The sequence below is a fragment of the Guptibacillus hwajinpoensis genome, assembly GCF_005144865.1.
GTDB lineage: Bacteria > Bacillota > Bacilli > Bacillales > Guptibacillaceae > Guptibacillus > Guptibacillus hwajinpoensis_A.
Map to the genome: position 1 here is coordinate 658,602 of NZ_SWFM01000001.1, position 26,273 is coordinate 684,874.

The 26,273-nt window shown below is 37.9% G+C and carries 31 protein-coding genes and 1 tRNA gene; 9 read left to right on the plus strand and 23 right to left on the minus strand.

Annotated features, from left to right (window positions below):
* Positions 1-9: 9 nt before the first annotated feature.
* Positions 10-378: a VOC family protein gene (locus FBF83_RS03270; protein WP_136945690.1), complete on the plus strand. Its 369-nt coding sequence runs from the start codon at positions 10-12 to the stop codon at positions 376-378.
* Between the two features lie 7 nt (positions 379-385).
* Here the strand turns inward: FBF83_RS03270 and FBF83_RS03275 are convergent, their stop codons facing one another.
* The 5 genes from FBF83_RS03275 to FBF83_RS20670 all read right to left on the minus strand — a co-directional run bounded on the left by FBF83_RS03275 (position 386) and on the right by FBF83_RS20670 (position 4,890).
* Positions 386-1,912 (minus strand): MDR family MFS transporter, encoded by a 1,527-nt coding sequence (locus FBF83_RS03275; protein ID WP_136945691.1) that lies wholly within the window; start codon positions 1,910-1,912, stop codon positions 386-388.
* Between the two features lie 52 nt (positions 1,913-1,964).
* Positions 1,965-2,420 carry a cyclic-di-AMP-binding protein CbpB gene (gene cbpB / locus FBF83_RS03280; RefSeq protein WP_240687958.1) on the minus strand — a complete coding sequence of 152 codons (456 nt, stop codon included), beginning with the start codon at positions 2,418-2,420 and terminating at the stop codon, positions 1,965-1,967.
* 102 nt (positions 2,421-2,522) lie between these two features.
* Positions 2,523-3,254 (minus strand): SDR family NAD(P)-dependent oxidoreductase, encoded by a 732-nt coding sequence (locus FBF83_RS03285; protein ID WP_136945692.1) that lies wholly within the window; start codon positions 3,252-3,254, stop codon positions 2,523-2,525.
* Between the two features lie 11 nt (positions 3,255-3,265).
* Positions 3,266-4,339 carry a magnesium/cobalt transporter CorA gene (corA, locus tag FBF83_RS03290; RefSeq protein ID WP_136945693.1) on the minus strand — a complete coding sequence of 358 codons (1,074 nt, stop codon included), beginning with the start codon at positions 4,337-4,339 and terminating at the stop codon, positions 3,266-3,268.
* A 392-nt stretch (positions 4,340-4,731) separates the two neighbouring features.
* Positions 4,732-4,890, minus strand: coding sequence for a hypothetical protein (locus FBF83_RS20670; protein ID WP_169525152.1), 159 nt, complete (start codon positions 4,888-4,890; stop codon positions 4,732-4,734).
* A 145-nt stretch (positions 4,891-5,035) separates the two neighbouring features.
* On the opposite strand from FBF83_RS20670, the gene FBF83_RS20675 reads away from it, so the two are divergent.
* On the plus strand, positions 5,036-5,185 hold the full coding sequence (locus FBF83_RS20675; protein ID WP_169525153.1) for a hypothetical protein: 150 nt from the start codon (positions 5,036-5,038) through the stop codon (positions 5,183-5,185).
* 45 nt (positions 5,186-5,230) lie between these two features.
* Here the strand turns inward: FBF83_RS20675 and FBF83_RS03295 are convergent, their stop codons facing one another.
* Both FBF83_RS03295 and FBF83_RS03300 read right to left on the minus strand, forming a co-directional pair.
* A complete protein-coding gene (locus tag FBF83_RS03295; protein ID WP_136946471.1) occupies positions 5,231-5,605 on the minus strand; it encodes a VOC family protein in 375 nt (124 codons plus the stop codon).
* A 7-nt stretch (positions 5,606-5,612) separates the two neighbouring features.
* On the minus strand, positions 5,613-7,466 hold the full coding sequence (locus tag FBF83_RS03300) for a PAS domain-containing protein (protein ID WP_136945694.1): 1,854 nt from the start codon (positions 7,464-7,466) through the stop codon (positions 5,613-5,615).
* 175 nt (positions 7,467-7,641) lie between these two features.
* On the opposite strand from FBF83_RS03300, the gene FBF83_RS03305 reads away from it, so the two are divergent.
* Together FBF83_RS03305 and FBF83_RS03310 are read left to right on the plus strand one after the other, a co-directional pair.
* Positions 7,642-8,472 (plus strand): hypothetical protein, encoded by an 831-nt coding sequence (locus FBF83_RS03305; RefSeq protein WP_136945695.1) that lies wholly within the window; start codon positions 7,642-7,644, stop codon positions 8,470-8,472.
* Positions 8,473-8,484: 12 nt separating this feature from the next.
* The gene (locus FBF83_RS03310; protein WP_136945696.1) at positions 8,485-8,787 is read left to right on the plus strand and encodes a DUF3892 domain-containing protein; all 303 of its coding nucleotides are present in this window, start codon (positions 8,485-8,487) and stop codon (positions 8,785-8,787) included.
* A 95-nt stretch (positions 8,788-8,882) separates the two neighbouring features.
* Here the strand turns inward: FBF83_RS03310 and FBF83_RS03315 are convergent, their stop codons facing one another.
* The 6 genes from FBF83_RS03315 to FBF83_RS03340 form a co-directional block, all read right to left on the minus strand.
* Positions 8,883-9,629: an ABC transporter permease gene (locus FBF83_RS03315; RefSeq protein WP_136945697.1), complete on the minus strand. Its 747-nt coding sequence runs from the start codon at positions 9,627-9,629 to the stop codon at positions 8,883-8,885.
* Positions 9,622-10,611 carry an ABC transporter substrate-binding protein gene (locus tag FBF83_RS03320; RefSeq protein WP_136945698.1) on the minus strand — a complete coding sequence of 330 codons (990 nt, stop codon included), beginning with the start codon at positions 10,609-10,611 and terminating at the stop codon, positions 9,622-9,624. Before FBF83_RS03320 ends, FBF83_RS03315 begins: the two co-directional genes overlap by 8 nt.
* Positions 10,611-11,375, minus strand: coding sequence for an ABC transporter ATP-binding protein (locus FBF83_RS03325; protein WP_169525154.1), 765 nt, complete (start codon positions 11,373-11,375; stop codon positions 10,611-10,613). Before FBF83_RS03325 ends, FBF83_RS03320 begins: the two co-directional genes overlap by 1 nt.
* 17 nt (positions 11,376-11,392) lie before the next feature.
* Positions 11,393-11,737 (minus strand): DsrE family protein, encoded by a 345-nt coding sequence (locus tag FBF83_RS03330; RefSeq protein WP_136945700.1) that lies wholly within the window; start codon positions 11,735-11,737, stop codon positions 11,393-11,395.
* Positions 11,738-11,945: 208 nt separating this feature from the next.
* Positions 11,946-12,021 (minus strand) — tRNA-Val (locus FBF83_RS03335).
* A gap of 101 nt (positions 12,022-12,122) precedes the next feature.
* Positions 12,123-12,677 (minus strand): phosphatidylglycerophosphatase A, encoded by a 555-nt coding sequence (locus FBF83_RS03340; RefSeq protein ID WP_136945701.1) that lies wholly within the window; start codon positions 12,675-12,677, stop codon positions 12,123-12,125.
* 201 nt (positions 12,678-12,878) lie between these two features.
* On the opposite strand from FBF83_RS03340, the gene FBF83_RS03345 reads away from it, so the two are divergent.
* From FBF83_RS03345 to FBF83_RS03360, 4 genes are all read left to right on the plus strand, one after another.
* Entirely contained in the window at positions 12,879-13,601 is a 723-nt protein-coding gene (locus tag FBF83_RS03345) for an alpha/beta hydrolase (RefSeq protein ID WP_136945702.1), read from the plus strand.
* A gap of 109 nt (positions 13,602-13,710) precedes the next feature.
* Positions 13,711-14,226, plus strand: a complete 516-nt coding sequence (locus tag FBF83_RS03350; RefSeq protein ID WP_136945703.1) for a YjcG family protein — start codon at positions 13,711-13,713, stop codon at positions 14,224-14,226.
* Entirely contained in the window at positions 14,226-14,648 is a 423-nt protein-coding gene (locus tag FBF83_RS03355; protein WP_136945704.1) for a GNAT family N-acetyltransferase, read from the plus strand. The genes FBF83_RS03350 and FBF83_RS03355 overlap by 1 nt, the downstream gene beginning before the upstream one ends.
* A gap of 561 nt (positions 14,649-15,209) precedes the next feature.
* Positions 15,210-15,887, plus strand: coding sequence for a DUF421 domain-containing protein (locus FBF83_RS03360; RefSeq protein ID WP_136945705.1), 678 nt, complete (start codon positions 15,210-15,212; stop codon positions 15,885-15,887).
* Between the two features lie 34 nt (positions 15,888-15,921).
* Here FBF83_RS03360 and FBF83_RS03365 read toward each other — a convergent pair whose 3' ends face one another.
* The 3 genes from FBF83_RS03365 to FBF83_RS03375 all read right to left on the minus strand — a co-directional run bounded on the left by FBF83_RS03365 (position 15,922) and on the right by FBF83_RS03375 (position 18,492).
* Positions 15,922-16,173: a hypothetical protein gene (locus tag FBF83_RS03365; protein WP_136945706.1), complete on the minus strand. Its 252-nt coding sequence runs from the start codon at positions 16,171-16,173 to the stop codon at positions 15,922-15,924.
* 117 nt (positions 16,174-16,290) lie between these two features.
* The gene (locus tag FBF83_RS03370; protein WP_136945707.1) at positions 16,291-17,208 is read right to left on the minus strand and encodes a hypothetical protein; all 918 of its coding nucleotides are present in this window, start codon (positions 17,206-17,208) and stop codon (positions 16,291-16,293) included.
* A gap of 108 nt (positions 17,209-17,316) precedes the next feature.
* The gene (locus tag FBF83_RS03375; RefSeq protein WP_136945708.1) at positions 17,317-18,492 is read right to left on the minus strand and encodes a hypothetical protein; all 1,176 of its coding nucleotides are present in this window, start codon (positions 18,490-18,492) and stop codon (positions 17,317-17,319) included.
* Positions 18,493-18,689: 197 nt separating this feature from the next.
* Here FBF83_RS03375 and FBF83_RS03380 point away from each other — a divergent pair, with 197 nt between their 5' ends.
* Entirely contained in the window at positions 18,690-19,502 is an 813-nt protein-coding gene (locus FBF83_RS03380) for a hypothetical protein (protein WP_136945709.1), read from the plus strand.
* 292 nt (positions 19,503-19,794) lie between these two features.
* Here FBF83_RS03380 and FBF83_RS03385 read toward each other — a convergent pair whose 3' ends face one another.
* From FBF83_RS03385 to FBF83_RS03415, 7 genes are all read right to left on the minus strand, one after another.
* Entirely contained in the window at positions 19,795-20,832 is a 1,038-nt protein-coding gene (locus FBF83_RS03385; RefSeq protein ID WP_136945710.1) for a glycosyltransferase family 4 protein, read from the minus strand.
* Positions 20,829-21,542: a glycosyltransferase gene (locus tag FBF83_RS03390; protein WP_136945711.1), complete on the minus strand. Its 714-nt coding sequence runs from the start codon at positions 21,540-21,542 to the stop codon at positions 20,829-20,831. The genes FBF83_RS03385 and FBF83_RS03390 overlap by 4 nt, the downstream gene beginning before the upstream one ends.
* Before the next feature lie 13 nt (positions 21,543-21,555).
* Positions 21,556-22,467, minus strand: a complete 912-nt coding sequence (locus FBF83_RS03395; RefSeq protein WP_136945712.1) for an NAD-dependent epimerase/dehydratase family protein — start codon at positions 22,465-22,467, stop codon at positions 21,556-21,558.
* Complete coding sequence (locus FBF83_RS03400) at positions 22,464-23,291, minus strand: dTDP-4-dehydrorhamnose reductase family protein (RefSeq protein WP_136945713.1); 828 nt, start codon at positions 23,289-23,291, stop codon at positions 22,464-22,466. Before FBF83_RS03400 ends, FBF83_RS03395 begins: the two co-directional genes overlap by 4 nt.
* The gene (locus FBF83_RS03405) at positions 23,288-24,277 is read right to left on the minus strand and encodes a polysaccharide biosynthesis protein (RefSeq protein ID WP_136945714.1); all 990 of its coding nucleotides are present in this window, start codon (positions 24,275-24,277) and stop codon (positions 23,288-23,290) included. The genes FBF83_RS03400 and FBF83_RS03405 overlap by 4 nt, the downstream gene beginning before the upstream one ends.
* The gene (wecB, locus tag FBF83_RS03410; RefSeq protein ID WP_136945715.1) at positions 24,264-25,361 is read right to left on the minus strand and encodes a non-hydrolyzing UDP-N-acetylglucosamine 2-epimerase; all 1,098 of its coding nucleotides are present in this window, start codon (positions 25,359-25,361) and stop codon (positions 24,264-24,266) included. The genes FBF83_RS03405 and wecB overlap by 14 nt, the downstream gene beginning before the upstream one ends.
* Before the next feature lie 141 nt (positions 25,362-25,502).
* Positions 25,503-26,267: a sulfotransferase domain-containing protein gene (locus FBF83_RS03415; RefSeq protein WP_240688016.1), complete on the minus strand. Its 765-nt coding sequence runs from the start codon at positions 26,265-26,267 to the stop codon at positions 25,503-25,505.
* Positions 26,268-26,273 lie beyond the last annotated feature (6 nt).

Here is a 26,273-nt window from a genome sequence, read left to right on the forward strand (position 1 = left end):
TGATGTGCCATGTCCATACAGTATAAACGCCTCCACCATATTCAAATCTGCATCCCACCTCAGCAAGAGGACATTGCTAGAGATTTCTATTTAAACACACTTGGTTTTCAAGAAATAAACAAACCTGAACAGTTAAGAAATAACGGCGGATTCTGGTTAAAGGTAGCAAACATTGAAGTACACATTGGCGTAGAAAAAATGGGCGTACCAGGGAAAAGGCACCCTGCTTTTGAAGTAGTGGATATCGAGGAAGCAAGGAAGCATCTTGTAAAGAATAACGTTCCCATTCAAGAGGATACCCAAATTGATGGATATGAACGGTTCTCATTTTTTGATCCTTTCCAAAACCGAATTGAATTCTTATCACGAACCATTTGAACCCAGCTCACGAGCGAGCCGGGTTTCCTTTCTTAGATGGTTTTGGAATAAAAAGCACCAAAACAAAGCTTATAAGTGCAAGCACCATTACACCACCGTATACCCATTTAAGTGAAATGGTTAAACCGTTTTGTAATAGGTCAAGTAGCGAAGGATCAAGAGTCTCCCTTTTCGTTTCATCGAGTAGTTGATTAGCAGAATTAATTGATATGTCTTTATTAGCCGCTCTTTCCGTTAAGTAGTGTTGAAGTCTGCTATTTAGTATACCACCAAGGAGAGCTGCACCGACTGCACTGCCTAATGTTCTCATAAACATATTTGTAGCCGTCGCAATTCCTCGCTGTTGCCATGATACTGAGCCTTGAATTGCTACAATAAACGTTGTGGATGTTAATCCCATTCCAACTCCTATGAAAAACGAGCCCACCCCTGCAAAAATAGGACCTAACTCAGGTGTCATAACTAGATAAATGCTAGAACCGACTATAAGAGAAATGCCACCGAGTACCGATGTTGTTCTGAAACCAATTTTGATAACTAGATTTCCAGCAGCTGTTGAAGCAATCGGCCACCCAATAGACATTGTTGTTAACGTGAAACCTGCCACAATTGGTGATTGCTCCATCACTCCCTGAACAAAGGTAGGTAAAAAGCTTGAGACACCAATTAAAATAATCCCTGTTGTAAATGTGACAGAATTTGAAATTGCAATAACCGGACTGCTCCAAATACCAAGCGGCATTATAGGTTCTTTCGCTTTCCTTTCAACATGAAAAAACAGTGAGATTCCAGCTGCAGATAAAATAATTAGACCTAAAATTGGTAACGAAGTCCACTCCCAGTGTACACCGCCTTCTATTAATACAATCATTAAAGCACTAACCGAAACGAGTAATAACCCTGCTCCTGCATAGTCAATTGATTTCTTTTCTTTATCGATTGTTTCATGCAACAAAAGCAGAATGCCAATAAGTGATAGAATACCAAGTGGGATATTCATCCAAAAAACCCATGACCAATCGATATACTGAACGAAAAGACCACCAAGGGCTGGCCCAGCTATAGCAGAAATTCCCCACACACTTGCTAAATAACCTTGAATCTTCGCCCTTTCTTCCATTGAATACATATCTCCAACGATTGTAAGCGCGATAGGTTGAACAGCACCTGCACCAACACCTTGAATTAAACGGTAAATAACGAGTGCTTCCATCGATTCTGCAAATCCGCACAATAATGAACCGATCAGGAAAACGACAATACCAATTGTATAAATAGGTTTACGACCGAAAAGATCTGAAAGTTTACCAAACAACAAAACAGTTATAGCTGACATAAGAAGATAAGCCGAAAAGACCCAACTGAACTTTGAAAATCCCCCAAGATCACCGACAATTCCTGGCATCGCTGTGGAAACAATTGTTCCTTCAATTGCTGCCATAAACATGCCAATTATAATCGCTACAAGAACAAGTGGTCGGTTAGTTTCTTTCCTCTTATAACTTTGTACAATTTGATTTGTTAACGGTTTCATCTTTTCAACTCCGTATATGTAAAAAACCCGGTGTAACTACCGGGTTAACTTACTAAGATCCTCTAACAGAAGATTCGTGCAAATAACGATTCACAAATTTCAAGAGCGCTCTTCTCGTTAAAATTCCTTTGAATATATTCTCATCATCAACAACACATAAAAAAGGATGATCAATTGAAAGCTTTAATCCTTTAAAAAAGCCCTCATTCTCATTAATACAAGGAATTTCTGTATTCATAACATCTTCGACTACAAATTCACTTAATTTCTCAAATTCAATTCGCTCAATCCCTAGAATAGAATCTAGAATGAGCGGCTGACTTATTAATCCTTTTAGCCGATACTGAGTATCAAGAACAGGTATAGAAGAATAGCCAGATTTAATTAAAATAAGCATGGCGTGTTCCAATGGGTTGGTTAGTTGAACATGCGCGACTTTTTCTGCGGAAATGACGAGTTCATCAATTCCTGTTTCATACAAATTAGGTAAATCCATATGTTTAGCCATTTAAAACGTCCCCTCAAGCATGATTCGCCTTGTATTATTTCTGTAATGAAGGTCTTTTATTATAGTAACACGAAAGGGGATTGTCCGTTAACTGTTACTCGCTTAATGCTCATAAATCATTTTTCGAGTCATGCCTCCATCAACTACCAGGTTCTCTCCTGTTACAAAATCATTATCTGGATTGGATAAAAAGAGACAAGCTCTTCCAATATCTGATGGTTTGCCAACTCTTCCAGATGGGTGCTGTTCGTGATCAATATCTCGTAAAGACGCATAATTTTCTACTTCAATCCATCCTGGACTAATGGAATTAACAGTAATGTTATCTTTTGAAAGAGAGATTGCCAGAGCATGTGATAAAGCAACAATACCACCTTTTGTAGCAGCATATGCTTCACTATTCGGTTCAGACATTGAAGCTCTAGTCGAAGCTATATTAATAATAGATCCGCCTCCACTCTTTCTCATGAGACCTGCAGCAGCACGAGAGCCTAGAAACACACTTCGTAAGTTCGTATTTATGACGTGATCCCATTCCTCAACTGATAATTCATCCATTTGTTTAAAAGCTGATAAACCAGCATTGTTAATAAGGACATCAAGACGACCGTATTTCTCCTCTACATGGTTAATTAATTGTTGAATGTGTTCAGGATTACTAACATCTGTCACGATAACATCAGAAGAATCATCCTTCATTAAACGAGCAGTTTCTTTACACCCTTCTTCATTTACATCGGCTAGAATTACTTGACTACCTCTTTCAGAATAAGCAATGGCTACCCCTCTACCAATTCCGTGCCCTGCTCCTGTTACGATCACAACTTCCTTCATATATGAGCCTCCTAAAACCAGTTTTTACGTTTGAAGTAAACAAGCATCATTCCTGTAATAATAATCATTACAATCCAAACCGTTGGATAGCTCCACTTCCAGTCCAATTCTGGCATGTTCGTAAAGTTCATTCCATAAATACCTGCAATAAATGTTAAAGGGATAAAAATCGTTGATACAATTGTGAGAACTTTCATAATTTCATTCATTTTCATGCTTAAGCTGGAGTAATATACATCTAGTAAACCATAAAGTTGACCTCTTGAAGTTTCAACCATGTCGTTTGCTTGAACAATATGGTCGTGGATATCCTGTAAATAGAACGAAATGTCTTCTTTTATATACGATACTTTACGATTAATCAATTTATTTACTACTTCACGAACGGGCCAAACCGTTTTCTTAAGTTGTAAAATTGTATTTTTGTACTCATTAATATCCTGCAATGAGTGATTATCCGGATTTTCCATAATCATTCCTTCAAGTTCAGCAATTCGATCATCCATCTCATCCATAATGATGAGATACTGATCAAAAATCACATCCATCAAAGAATAAAAGAGAAAGTCCGCTCCTGCCTTCCTTATTCTCCCTTTACTTTCCTTTAACTGAAGTCTAACAGGATCGAATAAATCTCCATGTTTTTCTTGAAAGGTAATGACAGTGTTCTCTGTTAGGATAAAGCCTACCTGTTCAATGTCGAGCTCAGTGCTATCTGGTGCTAAATCAAGCATTTTCACGATGGCAAGCAAGTGATCTTCAAAAAAATCGATCTTTGGTCTATGTTCCGTATTTAAAATATCTTCTGTCGTTAATGGATGTAAACCAATCATCTTACTAATTTCATCTACTAATTGAACGTTATGTACACCATCCACGTTAATCCAGGTCACTTTCTCTGAGTGAAACACTTCTCTCAATTTTTCCATTGAAATGTCTTGATATTCGTTAATTTCTTGATCATCAAACTCAAAAGCTGTAACTGTTACTTTCTCTGTTTTCTCGTCACCTATGTAAACAAGAGAGCCTGGGGGCATGCCTTTCTTCTGTGTACGATTTTTTCTAAGTCTTTTACGAATCCCCATCACTATTTCACCTCAATTCATTTCTAAAATACCCTATTATCATCATTTAAAAACCTTAAACACACTTCGCACTAGGGGTGGATTAGATACCACTTATCTTACATTTAGCACAAGGGTCTTTTCGTATAAATTGTTGCTATAAGCGTGGGTTAATTTCCGCTCCAGGATGCTCGCTTTCCTTGGTGCGGGCGGTGAGCCTCCTTCCACTCCAATTAGCTAAGTGTGGTTTTTTATATAAAAATTCTTTCAAAAGCAACAATCTTTTAGATAAGAGCCTTTGTAAAAGATACACACATAGCTGCTTGAAGTGGAAAGTGGGTAGGAGAGGGAATCAACCGTATTTTAGCACCAATCTCTGCAACAACAGGCAATAAAAAAACCCGCATTGCGGGTTAGAAAATATCCTCCTTTTTAATGATTTCCTCATAATCCCTCCATAAAAACTCCCGATCATACGCAGCGGAATCCGTTTTTATGCCATTCCACATTACATTCATAAATAAGGCCAGTCCTAAAAACATAACGAGTAATATGAGCATGACTAACGCCATAACCTACCCCCTTAAACTCTTTTCTATCAAGGTATGATTGTCCGAAGTGAGAAATGTCTGAATAAACAGCAAATTAGGTTATTCTTTTTAAAGTGTTGGGTATGGTTGGTTATGAAGATACTAATAAGCATAGGAGGTGAAAAAGTTGGACTATTCTCGAGAGGATGTTAAACAGATAGAGGAAAAGGCGAAAAAAGATCAGCACCGAGCAGAGAAAGCTAGAAAGGTAGTGAAAGAGGCTAAGAAGAATGCGAATCCCCAGCGTGAACACAATGAATTCCCTTCAAATGAGTGATTAAAAAAGATGTCCCATATCATAGATGAGGGACATCTTTTTTACTTATCGTTCGATATTTAATTCAATTAAGTTCCCATCAGGATCAGAGACAAATATCTGAGCGAAACCACTTTTACTGTAGTAATTTTCTTGTATTTCGACTCCGGTTGATTTTAACCATTCTAATGTTTCTTCGTAGCTCTTGACACGAAATGCAAAGTGACCTTCTTTCGATGTAAGTTCTCCTGTACCTCGTAGTGTTGAGGCTTCAGGATAAACGATAAGATGCAGTTGCTGACTGCCAACTTGATACCAGGCACCAGGAAAATCAAAGTCAGGTCTTTCAATTTCATTTAAGCAAAGAACGTTTCTATAAAATGATTTCGCTCTGTCAAGGTCAGTTACAGCAAGACTTACATGATGAAGATATTCAATCATAACCAATTTAATCTCTCCTCATTTCTATACTATTTTTGTTCTGATCTATATGAGAAGGCAATGTAATTTGGAAGATGGTTCCTAAACCCTCTTTACTAGAGACACCAATATGCCCACCGTGCTCTTTTACTACTTTATAACTTACCATTAAACCAAGACCAGTTCCCTTTTCTGAGGTTTGATAGTATGGTTCGCCAAGTCGATCAATAAGATGAGCTGGAATACCGTTTCCTTCATCTTCGACTTCGATCTTGACTTCGCTTACCTTTTCACTCAGTTTAACTCGTAATGTTCCACCTCTAGACATCGATTCGATACCATTCTCAATAATATTTGAAAGAACTTGCTTAATATGTGATCGAATGCAAACACAAGAGACATCTACATCATCATATAACTCTAGAATAGTAATACCGGCATCTACAGCCCTCGTAGATAAACGCTCAATGACTTCTTTAAGAAGGGTGTTCATATCCACTGACTCAAATGATGAAAATTCCCTCTTTGAGAGAAGAAGAAACTCATTCACAATTTCCTCCACTTGCTCCATTTCAACGCCAACTACTTTTAAAAGTTCTTGATTAACGGAATCGTTCCCATTTAGAAGTTGTAAAAAACCTTTAATCGTTGATAGTGGATTTCTTATTTCGTGAGCGACGCCTGCGGCTAGGTCACCTAGTACATGACTTGTTTCTGTCCTACGAAGGTTTTCTTCAGCGTTTTTAATTTCGGTTACATCTCGAATAATAACAAGATGATGTCCGGGATAAATATGATAGCTTAAAGTGAAACTAAACACTTGAGTTTGATTCGTAACAGGATTAACCCTCTTCCCTTCCCCGCTTCTCCCGTATTCCGATGAGTTGTTCCAGATAATCTCACAGTTGTCCTCAACTTCGGAATAATGAGAATGAATGACAGATTTATAGTCAATATTAAACATTCGACAGCACGCACGATTAATATTAACAAACCTTCCTTCTTCACTTAAAATGGCCATGCCATCCAGTGCGCCTTCAAATAATCTGCGAAAACGTTCTTCGCTTTCTTTTAGTTCAACGATCATATTCTTCGTCTCGGTAATGTCACGATAAATTGTCATATATAAATTTCCGTAAATACTTTTCTTTGAAGTGAATTCGAGATCCTTTTTATTGCCGCCTGCCATTGTAAATTGAATATCGCCGCGAATTTCTCCTCGTTCTTCTAATTGCTTTTGAAACGATTTTCCAATTGAAATGTTTGTACCTTCGAGGAAATCAAATAAATTATAAGATTTAATCTCCTCACGACTTACATTAAATAGTTCACAAGCTGCAGGATTTGCATCAACTATGGAACGATCCTCTTTCCATAGGAGAATACCATCAAGAGCACACTCAAAAACACTTGTTAATTTCTCTTTGTTATCCATCATTTTATTAAAGAGATCGGTTTCAGAAGTAACATCTCTAATGATGGATAAATTCAAGTCTCTATAAGCTTGATAGGTAATAGAGAGTTCAACCACCTTTCGTTTTCCATTCATCAGAATGATTGGCAGTTTCTCAACAACATAACCTTTTTTTTGTAAATCGATTCTCATTTGCTTAAATGCTTCTCTTCCTTCTGGTGCTACATGATATCCAATGATTTTAGTCTTTATCGTTTCTTTATCCAGTTCAAATATCTCACAACAGGCCTGATTTACTTCGATAAGCGTTCCTTTCTGATTAGATAAAGTCATCCCATCTCGCGAATGATTAAAAATATGTTGAAGCTTGCGATTTTTCTCAGTTAGCTCGCTACGTAGTTCACTTGTTTCCTTAGAGCCGTCTTCAATTAAGGAAAAAGCCCCTTTTTCTTCCTTTTTATATTCCATAGGCGGTCTCCTTTTGGTGTCGTTGGCGTAATTATATCATCTCTTTGTCCAAAACCTAAAAAATTACCTGTAGTATTAAGAATATTTTCGATATCTCCCAAGACCTTTATCAAGTATATTGAATGAATGCTTGTACAAAATAATGAATGATTCCAATAGCTAAAGGGTGAAGAAAATGAACCGACTTGCTACAGCCCTATTTGTGCTCTTACTTATAACGCTTCCTGTACAAGTTTCTTCTAATGACAACGTTAATCAGGTGCTCCCTTTGGATGAAGAAGTAAAACTAATTAATTGGGAGAAAGTGAGTGAAATGATTCCTCGCAAAGCGATTTTCACAATCGTTGATGTCGAAAGCGGCAAGTCTTTTCAAGTCCAAAGAAGAGCAGGCAGTCGCCATGCTGATATTCAACCGTTAACTAATAAGGATACTAAAGTAATGAAAGAAATCTATCCCGAATGGAGTTGGAAACGGAGAGCTGCCATTGCAGTCGTTGATGGCCAGATGATTGCTGCATCCATGAATGGTATGCCACATGGAGCAGGTGCATTGGACAATGGATTCAATGGACACTTTTGTCTACACTTCCTAAACAGTACCACTCATGGATCACCTAGTCCTGACCCTGCACACAACTTAATGGTTTTAAAAGCAGCAGGAAAAATAGATGAGTATTTAAGTAAACAAAACCCTTCAGAATTAGTCGATTCACTTATGATTGCTATTAACAATACTGATACCACTGTCTTACGTAAAATCGTTCCACATGAGCAGGTGGATTTACAAGCTCTTTCTGGAATTCACATAACAAATTGGAAGGTTATAAAAAATAAACGATCGAAGAAGAATCTCTTTCTCAATGAAGTTGAAGCAAAAGTCGAAATCTACATTGAAGAAAGTGGGACGATTACGACTGTTATAAACCTTCCTGCTAAACGGGATCCACTATCTAGTCGTTGGCGAGTTGATATCTCAGCATTGCTTCGAATCGCTAATCAATCATAAGGAGATGAAAAGATGGATCGCTTTGACAAAGCTTATCAAGATTATCTAAATAATGGACAACCTTCTCGAGAGATAAAACCTTTAGAGAATACAGATGGCATGAGAATTACAGCAGTTCGGAAAAATGATGATGGTGACCTAATTGCGTTTCAAACAAATACAGGGGAAGAGCTTGATTATTTGCAAGCATTAGAAGCAGCGAACAATGGAACGCTAGCTGGAGTTGACGTGTTTCAAAAATATGGGCGAGACATTATTAGAAGCGAGCCTGATAGCACAAAAGAAAATAACCTGGATCATCTACCTGAGTTTTAACTTTGTCTAGATGGTTAGGTCTAAATTAAGAGGAGTATCTCAATATTTTTTGAGATACTCCTCTTATACGTAGTCCATATAATACTACATTAGCTCTAACTTCTAACCGCCCAACTAGCAAAACGTTTATGAAGAGGCTTTAATAAGAGGTAATCCATAAACAAGGCAAGGAAACCAATTAATAGAATGCCTAATAAGACGGAAGAAGCATTTCCGATTTGCCCATTAAAGGCAATGAAATAACCAATACCTGAATTACCGCCAATCATTTCGGCAGCTACTAATGAGCGCCACGAAATGGCAAAACCAACATAAATGCCACTAATTGCAGCAGGAATAATCTCTGGAAGATATACATAAATTGCAAGCTTCCAGCTTTTTGCTCCTAGCGATTGCGCTGCACGTATATGCGAAGCAGGAATGTGATTCATTCCTTGAATAACATTAATTAGAATTGGAAAAAACGAAGCAATAATAATTACAGCGATCATAGGAGCGTCTCCTAGACCAAGTAAAATGATAAGCAACGGTGCCCATGCCATTGGAGGCGTTGCTTGAAAATACGTAACGAGTGGCGTTAGAAACTCTCGAAAATGCCGTGATGCTCCTGCAAATATCCCCACTATAAATGCCATAATTGCAGATAGAACAAATCCAATGATTAATCGCTTTAGACTTACGATTATGTGGTTAGTAAGCTCTCCTTTTTGCCACTGACTAACGGCTTCGTTCAATACATCAATAGGTCCAGGAAATAGATAGGAAGGGTATTGAGCAGATACCGCTGACCAAATGATGAGAACAAACGGAATGGCTAGCCAGCTCATCTTCCACTTACTCATCCTTTACGACTCCTTCAACAAAAGTGAGATCCAACAATTCCTGCACATCAACTTTCTTATTTACGTAACCAAGTTCATAAGCTGCGTCTGCAAGTTGCTGATAGTACTGAAAATCCTCCTTGTTAAACTGCCACTCAAAGACCATTTTTTCCTTTGCTTTTGCAATTACTTCTTCTGGTGGTACATCTTCAACTTGTGCAATATTAAAGACGTCGACAAGGACTTTATTTGCTTTCTCTTGATCTTCATTTAAGTATTCAATTGTGGATTGGTGAACGTTCATGAATTCACTAACAGCTTTTGGCTTATTTTTTAGTGCATCTTCTGTAACAACAATCACAAGAGCGGGGTCATTTGCTTCTGCAATCTGTTCTTTACCACGTAATAATGAATAAGTAAGAAAAGGTTCATTCAATATCCCCGCTTTTGCTTGCTCTGAATCGATCGCAGCTTCAATGTTCGTTTGCTTAAATTCCTGAATCGTAACATCTTCATGTGTGAGTCCTGCTTCAGGTAAAATAAGTCCTTTTGTAATAATGTCTACTCCACTTCCGCTCTTAACACCCGCAATAACTTCATTTTTAAGCTGACTTACAGATGTAATGTCTGAATTACTGTTTACTACCACCCCAACCTTTCCTTCGTTGACTTTAGCTATTACTTTCACTGGAAGCCCACGTGATGACCAATTAACAAGGGCAGGAACACCTGCATAAGCGATATCCAAATCACCAGAAGCTAGTGCTTGGTAAAGTTCTGGACCCGAATTAAATCCATACGTCTCCGCCTGTAGTTTTTCATCAAAAAAACCTTCCTTGTCTGCTACAATTCCTGGCGCATTCGCGAGAATCGATACATATCCAATGTTCAATTCTGGTTTATCGGATGATTCGTTACTTGACTTCGAACTTGTACTATTCCCTCCGCAAGCAGATAGAAGCATCATGGTAGCAAGCGCTAAAACATATAAATAGTTCTTCATTAGATTACTCCTTCATTCAATGATTGTCGTTCGTTCCTTAAAAATTCGTAGAGCTTTCTTTGGTATTCATTATAGTGAGAAGACGATCTGTCTCTAGGCTTTTCTAAATCAATGTTTACGATCTCTTTAACGGATCCGTTCTTTGAGAGAAGCACAATTTGATCTGAGAGGTAGATTGCTTCATCAATACTATGAGTCACGAGAATCGTAGTCGTCTTTACATTATTATGTAAGGTGAGTAGCTCTTCCTGAAGAACATCTCTTGTTTGAGCGTCTAAAGCACTAAAGGGCTCATCCAAAAGAAGAAGACCTGGTTCAGTTACAAGGGTTCTTGCAAGAGCGACGCGTTGTTTCATACCACCAGACAAAGATGAAATAGGAAAACTAGAATAAGCAGTAAGACCTACTAATTCAATCATATCCCGTACTTTCACTTCTCTTGTCCCTTTGGGGATGTTCTGCATTCTCAATCCGAATTCTACGTTTTTGAATACAGTAAGCCATGGAAATAGAGCTAGATCTTGAAAGACAAAGCCCTGATCTTTCGATGGTTTTTTCACTGGTTTACCCTCGATTTGGATTGAGCCTGAATAATTAGGAAGAAAACCAGCAATTAAATTTAATAGTGTTGATTTACCACATCCACTTGGGCCTAGAATAGAAACAAATGAGTTTTCATTTATAGAGAAATCTATATCTTGCAGAATAGAAGAATGGTCTCTATAACCAAATGAAACGTTTTCGAGTTGAACAACTGAAGCCATCTTGCACTCTCCTCTCTCTATAGTGATAAATAAGCCCATCCTTCTGTTTGTCTCATAACAAGATGAGCAATTCCTGAGCCAGCAGAACCTACACTACAAACAAGGTCCTGCACACTTAAACTTTTTTTCTCAAGCGTATTACTACATGCAATAAACGTAATATCCAACTCAATAATAGATTGAATTCGTTGATTAACTAATTCATCTTTTGATAATAAAAGGCCTAACCCCTCACCAAATACCACAACTTCACAATCTACTAATTTATCTCCGAGTTTGTTTTTCAGATTAATGATATTTTGAGTAATTCTCCTAAAATAAAGATCACCAGTCTCATTTACTTGGATAACTACTTTTGCCATAAACCTATGCCTCCTATCTATTTCTTATTATTCTTAGTCGGATACTAGGATTATAAAACAAACGGTAGAAATTGCAAAGTATTGGAACTTAATTAGGTAAGAGATTTAAGAGATTTTCCACCCATTTTTATAGAACAAATAATCTTTCTCAACGCATAAAAAAGCGGCATCTCGAAATATTCGAGATACCGCTTGAAATAGTTATGTATGGTGATCCGTATTGGGCTCGAACCAACGACCTCTACCCTGTCAAGGTAGCGCTCTCCCAACTGAGCTAACGGATCAATTAAGACATATATTAATATACCCGAGAGACTGAATTCCTGTCAATACTTTCTTATAAAACAGTATGATACAGGGAGCACAGTATTGTGCTCCCTCTCTATTAACCTATTCTTTCTTCTTTATCTCTCTTCTCGCGCTCTTCTTTATCAAGTGCTTCTTCACGATCTCTTAATCTATGAGCAAGGCGACTTGAAGCATTCGCTGCGATACTAGCAATTAGGTCATCTAGGAAAGTATGAACGCCATTGCCTTCTTTCGTATCAAGCTTTTCGATGATACCAAACTTCTGTTTATCAAGGTGGCCAAAAGTTGTAACGGCAATGCTACCATAGCCAAATACGGCACCAAGTGCAATCGTTTCATCTACGCCGAATAAGCCTTCATCCGTTTCAACAATTGACTGAAGCGGTTCTGAAAGCTTTCCTTGTTCTGCGAGCTTGTCCAGTTCAATTCCTACAAGCACCGCATGCTGAATTTCTCTTTTCGTAAGAACAGCCTCCACACTTTCTATGCAGTCAGCCATTGATAAATCATCAACATAAGGGGATTGCATTTCGAAAACAATTTCTGCAATATCCTCAATCGTTACACCGCGCTCTTTAATTAGGGCTTTTGCTGCTGCCTCTGTTTCTCTACTATGCACACGTTTCTTCATGATAAAACCCCTCTCTGTAAACACATAATACATCTATGTTAAAATCATTATATCACTTTTGAAAATTGCATTGTCAAATAAAGTGAAAATTTCAAACTAACCAAGTTAGCCAGTTAATCTTCACTTATCCAACTTGATTTACTTATCTAATGAGATTAAAATTCGCGTCAAATTTTCAACAACGATACAGGAGGCACTGACATGAACAGAGGTACATACAAAGATGAAACAATTTACAGTGATTATCTAAAAGAAGAAATTCCATTTCAGGTTTACTTACCTTACAATTATTCACCTCTTTATAAATATTCGTTTCTAATCGCAAATGATGGTAGCGATTACTTTAAATTAGGCAGACTTGGTCGCACGGCTGATGAGCTTATAGAAAATGATGAGATTGAAGAACTAATCATTGTAGGTATTCCCTATAAGAGTGTGGAAGATCGCTGGAGAAAGTATCATCCCGATGGTGAGCAGAGCGATGATTACTTACGTTTTCTTGCGAATGAACTTGTTCCGTATTTAGATAAGGAATATGCAACCTACCATCTTGGTTATGGCAGAGGATTAATTGGTGATTCGCTTGCAGCTACAGTGGCACTTCGAGCTGCACTTGATTATCCGCGTACATTTGGCAAAGCCATTCTTCATTCTCCATTCGTAAATGAAGAAATGATGGACAAAGTGAAGAATTTCCCTGAGCCAGAGCTAATAGACCTTTATCACGTTATAGGAACCGAAGAAACGGAAGTTCCGACGACCGATGGTAAAACGAAGAATTTTATTGAGCCAAACCGTGAGTTAAATCAAATCATTAAGGATAAGGGTTTTGATTATTTCTATGATGAATTTGAGGGTGGCCATCTTTGGAAGCATTGGCAGCCGGACATGAAGCGGGCGCTTTTGCACATGTTTAAACTGTAAGTGCCTCTACCATTTCTTATTTTTGAATTTTTGGTATAATTATAAATGGAACATTATATGACTCGTCCATCTTTGACAATCGAGTACATCAACCAGGAGGGAATGGAATATGAAATACGGCATTGCAATTTTCCCATCGAAAAAACTACAAGACGTTGCTAACTCATACCGTAAACGTTATGATCCGCACTATGCGCTCATTCCACCACACTTGACGCTCAGGGAAGGCTTTGAAGCAACAGAAGAAGAGATTCAGAAACTAACACCTGTTCTACACAAAATTTCTGATGAATCGAAACCTTTTTCTTTGCATGTTTATAAAGTTGGATCTTTTAATCCTGTTAATAATGTCATTTACCTTAAAGTGAAAGAAAACGAAATACTAGATGACTTACATCGACAGTTGAATCCTGAAGAAGCGTTGTCAGAAAGAGACTATAACTTTGTCCCTCATATTACAATTGCTCAGAACCTTTCTGATGATGAGCATTCTGACGTATATGGTAGCATGAAAATGAAAGAAGTAAATCATGAGGAATTGATTGATCGATTCCAGCTTTTATACCAGCTTGAGAATGGAATGTGGACAGTATTTGAAACGTTCCACCTCGGCAAAGTGCGCTAATGGTCATAAAGGTTGTAGAATCGAAAAGTGAGTTAGATGATGCCTTTAAAGTAAGATATACCGTTTTTGTAGAAGAACAAAAAGTTCCGGCTGAGCTTGAAATCGATGAAAACGAAAAAGACGCAATTCATTTTGTAGCTTATGATGAACATACTCCTGTGGCTGCTGGTCGCTTTAGAGTATTGGATCAAAAGGCTAAAGTCGAGAGAATATGCGTGCTTAGTTCTTACAGAAAAACGGGCCTTGGCCAAGAGCTAATGATTACAATAGAAAAACATGCAAAGAAATTGGAGCTTACAAAAACGAAGCTTAACGCACAATTGACTGCGGTTGGGTTCTACAAGAAGCTTGGCTATGAAACAGTTTCTGAAGAATTTATGGACGCAGGAATTCCTCACGTTACAATGATAAAAGAGCTATGACACTGGTAATTGCCAGTGTCTTTTTTTTTCCCACTTTTTAGCACTCCTTTCAATCCCTATAAAAATGAACTTTTTTAGAAGAAGTACTCTTTGATACGATTTAATTCCTTAGTTTAATAATTGAATTACCATTCATATTTTCTTCTGTGAATGGTGACTCTTTTAAGCTAACTACACCCTGAAATTTATTGGTGCGTTCTCATGCTTGCTGAGCCACGTTAACGAGACTCGGAACCCTCCTTCTCCTTCTTTAGCTCCATTATAATAACCCTCTATATCATGATCTAATTGAATATCAGGATTTTTTACTCATTGAGAAAATGTTCCTCACAAATGGAGTGGTCGCAACATTAGGAATGGTTATTTCGGTGCGAAAGATTTTAGGAAGTTTTAATTATTTGCTATGTACACCCTACTATGTGCTATGAAACTGAGAAGAAAATGTTCTGTTATCTTTTAAATTTATTGCATATCTCTTCAAAAAAATGAAATGTATCATAATTATTTCACCTTCCTTTCGCACATGCTAAGAAAGCAAATTGAAACGGAGAAGGTGATCCTTTGAATATTGGATCGATAACACTGGAGCTGATCGTTGGTTTCCTTGCATTACTCATATTAACAAAGTCTCTCGGCAAAACGCAGATTACTCAGATCACACCTTTCGACTTCATTTCTTCCCTTGTCCTTGGGGAACTTGTAGGAAATGCCATTTATGATAAACACGTTAATATCTTCTCAATTATGTATTCGGTTTTTCTTTGGGGCATTCTTATTTACTTTGTAGAGTGGATAACTCAGAAATTTCGTGGAACAAGAGGATTCCTCGAAGGAAGCCCTTCTATTGTAATTCATAACGGGAAAATCAAACGAGATCAGCTCAAAAAAAATAAACTGGATATTAATCAACTTCAAAACCTTCTAAGACAAAAAGACGTATTTTCCATCCAAGAAGTTGAATTTGCTGTACTTGAAACGAACGGAAGCATAAGTGTCTTAAAGAAATCGGATTATCAACAAGCTACTAAGCAGGACTTTGACCTTAAAGCGACGCGAGGTTATTTATCTGTGTCTATCATTTCCGATGGAAAAGTGGACTATGGAAATCTTAAAGAAGCTGGTTTAGATGAAGAATGGCTATATAAAACGTTAAGGGAACATCATATTGATCATCCTGAAGAAGTGTTGCTTCTTGAGTGGAAACAAGATGAAGGTATCTTTCTGCAGAAATTGGACTAGATAAAAATGGAAAAAAGAGCAGATTACTCTGCTCTTAAAACCAGGAAAAACCATCTTTGTCTTCTTTATCTTCTCTATCAGCTTCGACCTCATCTTTATATTCTTTGTGATGATCGTCCTCACTATCTACATCATTAACGCCGAAATACCACCATGGGTCTTGACGTTGACCTCTCTCATCTCTTCCTCGGTGATCATCGTTATCATTTTGAATAATAACTTCATTTGCTTTAATAATAACTTTATCTACATGAATAACCTTTGGCTTTCTTTTCTTCTCAGACATGCTGTCCCCTCCCAAAATTATACTCCTCATACACTGTATCCTATGCAGAGTGGTGGAACTGGGTATGGGCACATTTTTTTCTTTTAATAAAGCTCTTTTCCGAATCGAAAAGAACCTTTAATAACTAATGACAATTTGATTCGAAACTTTTATTCGATAGTTTTCTTTTTGGAAATACACAAATCCTTCAATGATAACCGGTTCTTTAAATTCAGACCTTATCGGAATTTGAAAACTTTCTATACCAATCTGCTCTCCTGGCTTCAGTGTGACGGGATGAAGTGGTGAGACCCAAATTTCACCTTTATCCTTTGCTTTTTCTAACCAGTCATGATCAGGAAATACCCATTGAACACCTTCCTTTGAGTCAAGTGAGCGCGTCTCAGCTTGTTCAATCGGATAAATTTTCCCTTTTAATACCGCCGTTTCAGTTGGTCGAAAACGAAAACATACTAGTGGATTTCGTAAATTCTTCGTTCCACAGTTCTCAATTTGTAAATCTCCCCGTATAATGACGGAGTGTTTTTTATCGAGTATAAGTGAAGTATTAAAATAACTAATTGCATACAATTCATCTACCGCTTCACTTTGTTCTTCATCTTCATTTATAGTATGGTTCTCCTGGTACTGAGCGCGTTTCTCAAGATTCTTAATCTTTCCCTGATAATGCTGAAGCCGTTTATCTTTATCATTAATTTCAACTTGCATTGTCGCAAGAAGGTCTTCATAACTTTTGATTTTCGCTAGAGATTCGCTTCCGCTATCTTCAAAAACAGTCTTTTGTTTTCCTTCTAATTCAGTTTTCAAAATTGACTGCTCATTTGACTGTTTCTCAAGCTCCTTCTTTAGCATAATTAATTCTTCTTTTAACTGAACAATAATATCCTCATTTTCCTTGCTTGACTCAATTTGCTTCTCTAGTGAAGCAATTTGATCATTAGCAAAAATGAGCTCTTTCTCAAGCTCCAATGACTTTTCTTGAAAGTATTTTGTACGTGTGATGAGACGAGAGTAGCTAAGCTTTTCTCCCTGCATTGTTCCTCCCCCTCCCTACCCGAAGCTCACCTGCTATTATATATGTATGAAAGGAATGTCTCTTTTCATAACAAAAAAGTGCAGGATACGTTCTCCTGCACTTTTCATTTATGGTTGCCTTTTGTACTTTAGGTCTTCAAAACTGATGCAATCGTCAACCGCTAGTTCGCCTTCTTCAACTTCAACTGTTCCTGTATTAAATACAACTTTGCCTCGACGATTCAATAAATGCACTTCGAACCACTGATCTTCTTCAGAGTCTACAACAGCTAATTTAAAATCAAGCTCGCGACCGCGATCGGTCTCTCCAGATCCTTCAATGATGAACTTCAATCCTTCGCCACACTCTTGACACTCAAGCGTATCTTGATCGAAGCTAGTAGCTGTGAAAGTAAAGTCACGCTTTCCATCACTTGAGTCTGTATCATGGAAGTTGAGCTTCATTGAGCTACCATTCAGGCTACAATCATCACATATATTAACTTTTAATGTAACGTTACCTGATTCTTCATCAGAGTCAGTTTCACCACTTGCTTCCCCACTTAATGAGCAATCACAGTTTGGACGCGGGAAGATATCAGGACATTGCTCTGGGAATTCAATTGTAGGACACTCATCGATTAAGTCAGGTGCTAACAAGTCGTTATCACGAGGTGAACAGAATTTAGCAAGCACTTCTAGCTTAACTTCAGCTTCAACTTGAATATCTACACAGAAGATAACCTCGAGATCAAATGATTCTGGAGCAGGACAGTTTAATAGCACAGTTCCTGAAGGAATTCGACAAACAATCTTCGTAATTCTGCAGTAAAGGTGAGTCCCACTTGGAAAACAAAGGACAAATGATTCGAGTACAGATGCATTACAATCTAAATGTGTAACTAGCTTCCCATGACGATCGACTACTTTAACTTTCACATCTGTCGTAAAGAGGAGATCAACTAGCTGAGCATCTGCGAACCCTCCTCCAGGAATAGGTACGCTAACATCTCTTTTCTCTCCAATTTGTTCACAGAAGAAATCATCTCCAGTGTGCTCGCTTCCTGTTAATGGGAACAACGGAGGCGCTTCTGGTGTATTACACACAATACGAAGCGGACGTCGGCTGGGATCTTCCATGGCGCATTCGATCTCTCTTAGCTGCTTATCTGTAAATTCAATCGTCTTCTTTACAGAAAGCTGATCGGTCACCCAGTCGTATACTTTTTGAACGCGAATGCACTCGTCCTGCAAGCTATTAGCAGCTGTAGCTACGGTGCGTTTCTTATGTGGTTTGTGACCCATATCGTTCCTTCCTTTCTTTCACATTATAGGTTGATTCACTACATATTATGGAGATAGCTAAGATTTGCAACTGTATAGGCTGCCCAAATTTTCTAAAAGTCTATTTATACCTTCTTTTGAACGATTCATTTATAAGAGTCTTGCATGCCTAAAACGCTTATTTAATTCAACTTCCATCATTAAGGAGTGGATGATTCATGATACCGATATATTGGAAAAGGAAAAGAATAATATCTTTGCCTGAGGAAAGGAGAGATGATCTGAGTCTGATATTGCCCTATTGGGGGCTATTACTGGATGGAGAAACAAATGAAATACTTCCTGGTTTAGCGAATTGTCATGTTGTCATTCAGGGATTAGATCAACAGTTGCTTAGAGAAGTATCGATCGCTCTTCAACATACAGGCATCTCCTTTTCTGGAGTAGAAGAACAGCAATATTCCAGTCTGCATCTCACTGTCTCTTTTAAAGAAATTCCTCCTGCTCAAATCACTTTTACGCTCATGAACATGACCTATTATTTGAAACCTTTACTTTCACAATCGGCTGATCTACAGAAAGCGATCCATAAGAGAATTTGGCTACCTGTTGCAAGCACAACTTATGAATTTGAAGTTCATCCATTAGAGCAGCAACATATAGCCGAGTGGCTGTGCTATATCACTATTCAATCTTTCTTACGTTCGTCATTTCAATCGGTATCAGAAATTTTGATTTCAGATTATAGAGAACTGGTATCAACTGTACTTTCTAGAATCAACCCTGAATTTGCTCAATTTCAGTTAGAAAATAATAAACAAATCAAGGAAGATTGGCCCGAACCACCTTCTGATTTAACTCCTTCTTCAAAGAGCAATAGTTTGATAAAAGATGATCATAGTGAAGAACCTTTTAATCCATTTAAATCAAACGATAACAACCATAAAGAGAAATTTAACCCTTTCAAGTTTCAGAACAACTCTAAACAAACATCGATTATCAAACCGTTTCATTATAAAAAACAATCATAATGTACACTCTACTCCTTCTTGTTGAATAAACTATGTTATGTCAATACACTCTTTGACAAGGAGGATTCTAGTGAAGAAAAAGGACATTCAAGCTCTTTATAAACAAGCCAAGAGGCGTCCGAGAGGGCAATCCGCAAAACAAGTACAAAAATCCGGTTGCAAATCCTGTGGAAAAGTAACTTGGAAGCCCTCTACTCAGGATTAATCCATTTCAACGGTTATTATTTATTAACAAAAAATATCACCTTTCGTATTGAAAGGTGATTGTTCTGCTTCTATTTTCATTTCAGTATCATCTACTTATCGCAACCAATTTAGTGATTGCCTGTTCGAAAAGATTAACGCTTCTCGTCCAAGTCCAGGCAGCAGCATCCTGTTCTCCCTGTTTAGCTAATTTTTCACGCAACCTTGGGTTATGAATGAGTCGAAAGATATCCTCTGAGAGCTTATTTTCATATCTGTATGAAATAAGACAGTTTTCCTCATGCCTACAATAGTCTGCGTTTCCACCTGCGTATGTTGTTGCGAGAGCAGCTCCGCACCTCATAGCTTCAAGACCTGGAAGTGAAGCTGTGTCGTATGTTGACGAATTTACAAAGATATCTGATTGATTGTAGTGATAGCACAACTCCGTATCGTCTGCAGGTGTATAGAACCTGAATTTCCCGTTTTTCTTCAGCTTTTGAAGATCAGATGAGCTAGCTAATTCGGCAGGTGGACAAAAGAAATTGATTTTAATATGGTTATAGCGGTTTTTAACCATCTCAAGCTGTTGAATTAAGTAAGTCTGCTCCCTATGCCACGAAAAACCTCCTTCAACCTTACGGATAACAGCAGATACTTCTAGTTGATCATCCGGTTTCCTTATGTTGAGATTCTTAAACGAAGAGCTAACACCTACTGGTACAATTTCACCTGATATTCCGTGGTTTAATTTGATTAAATCACGGTGCCATTTGGATAAAACGATTATGCGCGGTGTTACATGGTACGTAGGGAACGTAATGTGATTATCTGGCAAGAAAGCAGGCTCATAGCAAAGGCTAAAACGAACGTGAACTCCTTTTCCATTTTTGCTGGCCTGCTGGGCTTGCGGAACAGTTAAATAATAGTTTGAAACAATCACATCACTATTGGGATAATCTGTTTCTACAATCATTGGGGACTTTGTTCTAATGAGCTTCGCTTTAATATCAAACTCCACATCGCCTTGTGGTGGCATGAGAATGATAACCTCATGTCCCTGTTCAACAAGTCCGTTTGTTACTTCAGCAAGCATACGCTGTGCGCCACCTTTACAAAGTGTCAAAATTGGAAATGTGAATTTCATGGTGTAGTCTCCCTTAAGATTAGATCCAATATTGATTTTCTGTATCGATTTCTCACAAGCTGAATTTCTCTCGGAATATCAGTGGCATGTTTTTTTGTGCCCATCTCTCCATGAACCCTGTAAAACACAAGAGGCTCCTCAACGTAATGAAAATCGTACTTTTGCACGACTCTAAGCCATAAATCATAATCCTGTGCGTAAGAAAGAGATTCATCAAACAAGCCAACCTCTTGAAATATATCCATCTTCATCATGACTGTACAGCCATTAATAGGGCATCCAGCCTTTAATGTTTTGTAGAACTGAAGTCGATTTGGGAACGAAACACCTACATTTCCGCTTTTAGGTTTATCATTCTCATCAATTAGGACGTAATTCGAATAGCTAACAGAAGCTTGATGTTGTTTCATAAAGTTCAATTGTTTCTCTACTTTATCTGGTCTATACAAATCATCTGAACTTAACCAACTAAAATACTTACCTGTTGCTGCTCGAATTCCAGTATTTAAAGCACTCCCAGTACCTCCATTTCCTTTCTTGATGTACCGAACTTTGTTTAAAAAAGGTGTCAACTTCTCCTCATTTACTTTAGATCCGTCATTAACGACAATTACTTCAATATTTTCATACGTTTGCGCAAGGGCACATTTAATTGCGCGGTCCACGTAAGCACAATTATAAAAAGGAATGATAATTGATACTTTCTCCACAGCTTTCCCCTCCTTATTGCTCAGGTGTACTATTTCTATAATAGTTCAACGTGTCGCTAAGTGATGAATGTAGTGAACGCGTTGGAGTCCAACCAAGAGCATTGATATCTTTCATTGTCATCTTAACTTTAGGTTCGTTATTTCTGTTTTCCTTTGCTTCAATAGTGATATTTATTTTGGTTAACCTTTTCATATGGAGAACAATTTCTTCAAGTGCATGACTTTTGCCTGATCCAATTTCATATACTTTCCCAATTTCTCCAGACTGCAATAATAAATCATATGCTGTGATAACATCTCTAACATCTAGAAAATCTCGTTGAATGGATAAATCGTTCAAGTATAGCTTGCCGTCTACTTGCTGTTTTTCTTCCATTTGAACGATTTTTCTAGCGATTACAGAGCAAACACCATTTGAATTACCAGGGCCGATTAAATTGGAAGGTTTTGCGAGTATGACATTTACCTTATATAAACTAGCCCAACTTTCTGCTATAACCATCTGCATCGATTTGCTAAGGCTATAAGGGTGTGGTGGAGGGCCATCTTTAATGAAATCGTGTTGTAAAGCGGAGCCAACAACAACCACTCGTGTTCTTGGAGATTCTGTACGTACGGCTTCAAGAAGATAGAGCGTGGATAGAACATTTGCTTCAATCGATTGATCAGGATCTTCCCAGGATGCTGCAACTGAATTTAAACCTGCAAGGTGGAGGACAAAATCAGGTTGCTCCTTACTAATTAAGGCAGTAACCTCATATTTATCTGTAACATTACATTTACAGACTTTAACCCTTGTAAGATCAAAGTGATGTTTTCGCACGACAGCAATTACGTGCCAGCCGAGTTGCACGAAATGCTGACACGCATGCTGTCCTGTGAAACCTGATGCCCCGGTTATAAGAATAGTAGGTTTATTCTTCATTCATGATCAAGCCAGTTTCTCAGCTCAATTAGCATCTCTTTATAAGGAGGAACATGATAGTGAATATCCGTTCTTGTATTCTTTATCGTGCGATCAAGTACGATCTCGTCATCAGGAACAATCACAACATCGTCTTTCTGAAAGACGTTCTGAATTGTAATTAAGAGATCATGCTTTGATATTTTCTTATCTGCCCCAAGATGGTATAAGCCAACGATTTGTTCTTGCAGCAAAACGTCAATTGCCTTCGCAAGCTCAAGAGTTGTTACCCCGTTCCAAAGCATCTTTTGATAGCCTTTGATCTCACCAGTTTGGTCCATGAACCATTTAAACAAGCCTATCCCATCTTCTTTTAATTCAGGGCCAATAATTGATGTCCGAATGGTAAGGTGACGATCACTAATTACCTCTCCAACTGCCTTTGATTTCGCGTAGATGGAGGTGCCGTCTCTCATATCAGTCTCTGTGTAATCTCCCTTTGCTCCTGAAAAAACGCAATCCGTACTAATGTGAACTAACTTCCCACCATAACGTTCAGTTAGCTTAGAAATCTGATGAGGAAGGAGACTGTTTACCTTAAAAGCTGCTGCTTTATTCCGATTTGCTTTATCATTTAAAAGCCCAATTGCATTAATAACGACATCTGGTCTAAGGTCATCAATTAGCTCTTCTAATTTGGATTGCATAAACACGTCCAAATACAGACTGTCAAGATCGCTTCGATCTCGTGACGTATAAGCAACATCCCATTCCTTTTTCTCCTTGAAATATTTAACGATTACATGCCCGGCCATCCCTTTGCCTCCTAGGACGAGCATTTTCATGAGATAAACCCACCCTTTTGTAACAACGTTTTTAGCTCTTGACGAGACATTAAGTTTTCACCAGAATTATAGTTTTCTAGGTCTACGGGTTTAAAGGAGGCATAATATTCTTGGAGGCCGTCAACGGTTATCGCTGGAAGAATGACGAAATACTCATGATCAAAATACACTGTGCTTTGGCTTTCGTAATCAGAGAATAGTAGCTCATGCAGTTTTTCACCCGGACGAATACCAAGGACTTCGATATCTACATTTTCTTTACCTGAATCTTCAATTAGAACTTTAGCAAGATCTACGATTTTACAAGTAGGCATTTTCATTACGAAAATTTCGCCTCCTTTGCTTTCATAAGTTGCTTTAAATAACAACTTAATCGCATCTTGTATTGTCAAAAAGAAGCGAGTCATGCGCATATCCGTTATTCCAATCTTGCCCTTCTCTTCAATATGGTTTTTAAACACATGAATAACACTTCCATTCGTCCCTAAAACATTTCCGCCTCTTACACAAACAAACGTCGTGTTGGATTTCAATACATTTGCATGAATGATAAGTCGTTCACCCATCGCCTTTGTAAATCCGTAGAAATTAGAGGGATTCGCTGCTTTATCAGTTGAAATATAGATAACTTTTTCAACATCATTTAAAATGGCTGCATCGATGACATTTTGCGTTCCTATCACATTTGTTTTCATTGCCTCGAGCGGCTGATCCTCACAAACTGGTACATGTTTTAGAGCAGCAAGATGAAAAACAAAATCGACGTTTTTGGTTGCTTCTATCAGTGCATCTTTTTCCTTAATATCACCTATGATGAACTTTAGCGTTTTATATTGGTCAAACTCTCTTTTCATCGCTACCTGACTTGACTCGTTCCTTGAGAAGACGCGAATCTCTTTAGGCTGCTTGTCTACTAGCTGCTTCACAAGTTCATGTCCCCAAGAACCGGTACCTCCGGTAACTAATATTGTTTTATTGTGGAACAATCGTTAACCCTCCCATTAGAAATTTAACTACTTTATCTGATACATCTTCATCTGTGTAACCGATTGGAAATAACCACTGTGGTGATTGACTCACCATAACGTTGACAGATTGCAAAATGTGTTTTGCATTTAATCCTGTAACAATATTGCTGCCACACGCGATAGTTTCTGGCCTTTCAGTCGTTCTTCGAATGGTCACAGTTGGTACATGAAATAAGCAACACTCTTCTTGTACAGTCCCGCTATCAGTCAATACACACCTAGCATGTTTCTCAAGCTTAACGAAATCAAAGAATCCAAATGGTTCATGAAATTCTACAAGAGAGTGCATCGTTAGATCAGCTCTCTGTTTAAGCCTCGCTTGCGTTCTAGGATGAATACTACAAATTACCGGCATGGAGTAAGTTTCTGCAACAAGATTAAGTGCTTTGAGTATTTCTGTTAAATGGTGCTCATTATCTACATTTTCTGCTCTGTGTGCAGTTACAAGAAAATAGGATTCTTTTGTTAGCTGTAATTCATCCAAAATTGCGCTTGCCTCAATTTTTTTATCGTGGTGTTTCAAGACCTCGTAGATCGGATTACCTGACACATAAATGCGATTACTTGCCATTCCTTCTTTCAGTAAGTTCTCTCTGCTTTGTGGTGTATATGGGAGGTTGAATGTTGAAATTGCGTCAATTACTCTTCTATTTTTCTCTTCTGGAACGGACCAGTCGAAACAGCGGTTTCCAGCTTCCATGTGAACTACAGGAATTCCCATTCTCTCAGCAAGGATAGCGCTAAGTGCACTATTTGTGTCGCCAAGAACAAGCACTTTATCCGGCTTTTCTTTCAAGAAGATTTTTTCAAGTTCTTTATACATCGTTGCTAATTGTTCGCCTAACGATTGTTGTTGATTGTGTAGGATATAATCTGGCTTCCTCACATCTAGTTCTTCAAAAAATACATTACTCAAGGTTTGAGTGAAATTTTGACCGGTATGCACAAGAACATGATGATCCGCTAATTGATCCAGTTTCTTAATGATTAAACTTAAGCGAATGATCTCCGGTCTTGTACCGAGTACAGTTACAATCTTCATCTTTCTCTCCTTTCACGAATCTTCTTGGACAGCTTACTGATAGATTATGTAAGTGAATTCAAGCATGATATGGTTTACTGTCCAAATATGGAACAAAGTGACATTCACCCGATAGAATGTCACTTTGTTATTGCTGGTCATTCATAGCCAGTCTTGATTTTTTTCATATCCGTTCCGAATTAACCAATCCCCTGCCACTTGATTGAATGCACTTTTCACTTCATGATCAAATTCTTCTTTCCAGTTTCCGATATGTCCGTTACGAAAAGTTGGAGATGCAGATGGATCAAGATTTGTTTTCATTAACTGAATCAATTCAGAATGGTAAGAAGAAGAAATTGCCTCTTCCCACAAATACGTAACAATCCGTATTAACTGACGCTCCATTGATTCAGTCGAACTCATTAAATCTTCAAAAGTTACTGTAAGCGTATTTTCGTCAGACAGCCATCCTTCATAGGAACTTGCCCAGCTGGCAATGTTCGGATAAGATAAACCATCTTTCTCTAACCCTTCTATCAATGCCAAGTACTTATCTTTTTGTGTAGTTGTTGGGTCTGTAAAATATGAATGAAGAGGATGAGCTGGATATTTGCTCTCTATAAAATAGGCAAACGAGACAACGACATCACGGAGATCACGACTAATAAAGATATGTTTAATCGATGCATCCGAAAGAGAGTTCGACAATTCCTTTGAATAGAAAAGGTGCCCTTGTCCAAAATGATTTGAATTAATCTTCTTCAGCTTCTCCATCAATATGATTGTCTTCTCAGGATAAAAGCGATCTTTTAAATCGTGAGATACCCCAGGTATACCTAATAATAGCTGTTTCATTAAGTGTGTTCCGCTTTTTGGCATGGATGTCATTAGAAACGCAGGAAGTTGATCATTACTGTGCAACATTTTCAC

Coding starts and splice junctions, on each gene's coding strand:
- FBF83_RS03305 (WP_136945695.1), top strand. CDS start 7,642: ATGAACCGACTTGCTACAGCCCTATTTGTGCTCTTACTTATAACGCTT.
- FBF83_RS03380 (WP_136945709.1), top strand. CDS start 18,690: ATGATACCGATATATTGGAAAAGGAAAAGAATAATATCTTTGCCTGAG.
- FBF83_RS03330 (WP_136945700.1), bottom strand. CDS start 11,737: ATGGCAAAAGTAGTTATCCAAGTAAATGAGACTGGTGATCTTTATTTT.
- wecB (WP_136945715.1), bottom strand. CDS start 25,361: ATGAAGATTGTAACTGTACTCGGTACAAGACCGGAGATCATTCGCTTA.
- FBF83_RS03400 (WP_136945713.1), bottom strand. CDS start 23,291: ATGAAAATGCTCGTCCTAGGAGGCAAAGGGATGGCCGGGCATGTAATC.
- FBF83_RS03415 (WP_240688016.1), bottom strand. CDS start 26,267: ATGTTGCACAGTAATGATCAACTTCCTGCGTTTCTAATGACATCCATG.
- FBF83_RS03320 (WP_136945698.1), bottom strand. CDS start 10,611: ATGAAGAACTATTTATATGTTTTAGCGCTTGCTACCATGATGCTTCTA.
- FBF83_RS03340 (WP_136945701.1), bottom strand. CDS start 12,677: ATGAAGAAACGTGTGCATAGTAGAGAAACAGAGGCAGCAGCAAAAGCC.
- cbpB (WP_240687958.1), bottom strand. CDS start 2,420: ATGGCTAAACATATGGATTTACCTAATTTGTATGAAACAGGAATTGAT.
- FBF83_RS03325 (WP_169525154.1), bottom strand. CDS start 11,375: ATGGCTTCAGTTGTTCAACTCGAAAACGTTTCATTTGGTTATAGAGAC.
- FBF83_RS03365 (WP_136945706.1), bottom strand. CDS start 16,173: ATGTCTGAGAAGAAAAGAAAGCCAAAGGTTATTCATGTAGATAAAGTT.
- FBF83_RS03310 (WP_136945696.1), top strand. CDS start 8,485: ATGGATCGCTTTGACAAAGCTTATCAAGATTATCTAAATAATGGACAA.
- FBF83_RS03350 (WP_136945703.1), top strand. CDS start 13,711: ATGAAATACGGCATTGCAATTTTCCCATCGAAAAAACTACAAGACGTT.
- FBF83_RS03375 (WP_136945708.1), bottom strand. CDS start 18,492: ATGGGTCACAAACCACATAAGAAACGCACCGTAGCTACAGCTGCTAAT.
- FBF83_RS03385 (WP_136945710.1), bottom strand. CDS start 20,832: ATGAAATTCACATTTCCAATTTTGACACTTTGTAAAGGTGGCGCACAG.
- FBF83_RS03355 (WP_136945704.1), top strand. CDS start 14,226: ATGGTCATAAAGGTTGTAGAATCGAAAAGTGAGTTAGATGATGCCTTT.
- FBF83_RS03345 (WP_136945702.1), top strand. CDS start 12,879: ATGAACAGAGGTACATACAAAGATGAAACAATTTACAGTGATTATCTA.
- FBF83_RS03275 (WP_136945691.1), bottom strand. CDS start 1,912: ATGAAACCGTTAACAAATCAAATTGTACAAAGTTATAAGAGGAAAGAA.
- FBF83_RS03395 (WP_136945712.1), bottom strand. CDS start 22,467: ATGAAGAATAAACCTACTATTCTTATAACCGGGGCATCAGGTTTCACA.
- FBF83_RS03370 (WP_136945707.1), bottom strand. CDS start 17,208: ATGCAGGGAGAAAAGCTTAGCTACTCTCGTCTCATCACACGTACAAAA.
- FBF83_RS03300 (WP_136945694.1), bottom strand. CDS start 7,466: ATGGAATATAAAAAGGAAGAAAAAGGGGCTTTTTCCTTAATTGAAGAC.
- FBF83_RS20670 (WP_169525152.1), bottom strand. CDS start 4,890: ATGGCGTTAGTCATGCTCATATTACTCGTTATGTTTTTAGGACTGGCC.
- corA (WP_136945693.1), bottom strand. CDS start 4,339: ATGGGGATTCGTAAAAGACTTAGAAAAAATCGTACACAGAAGAAAGGC.
- FBF83_RS03315 (WP_136945697.1), bottom strand. CDS start 9,629: ATGAGTAAGTGGAAGATGAGCTGGCTAGCCATTCCGTTTGTTCTCATC.
- FBF83_RS03270 (WP_136945690.1), top strand. CDS start 10: ATGTCCATACAGTATAAACGCCTCCACCATATTCAAATCTGCATCCCA.
- FBF83_RS03295 (WP_136946471.1), bottom strand. CDS start 5,605: ATGATTGAATATCTTCATCATGTAAGTCTTGCTGTAACTGACCTTGAC.
- FBF83_RS03285 (WP_136945692.1), bottom strand. CDS start 3,254: ATGAAGGAAGTTGTGATCGTAACAGGAGCAGGGCACGGAATTGGTAGA.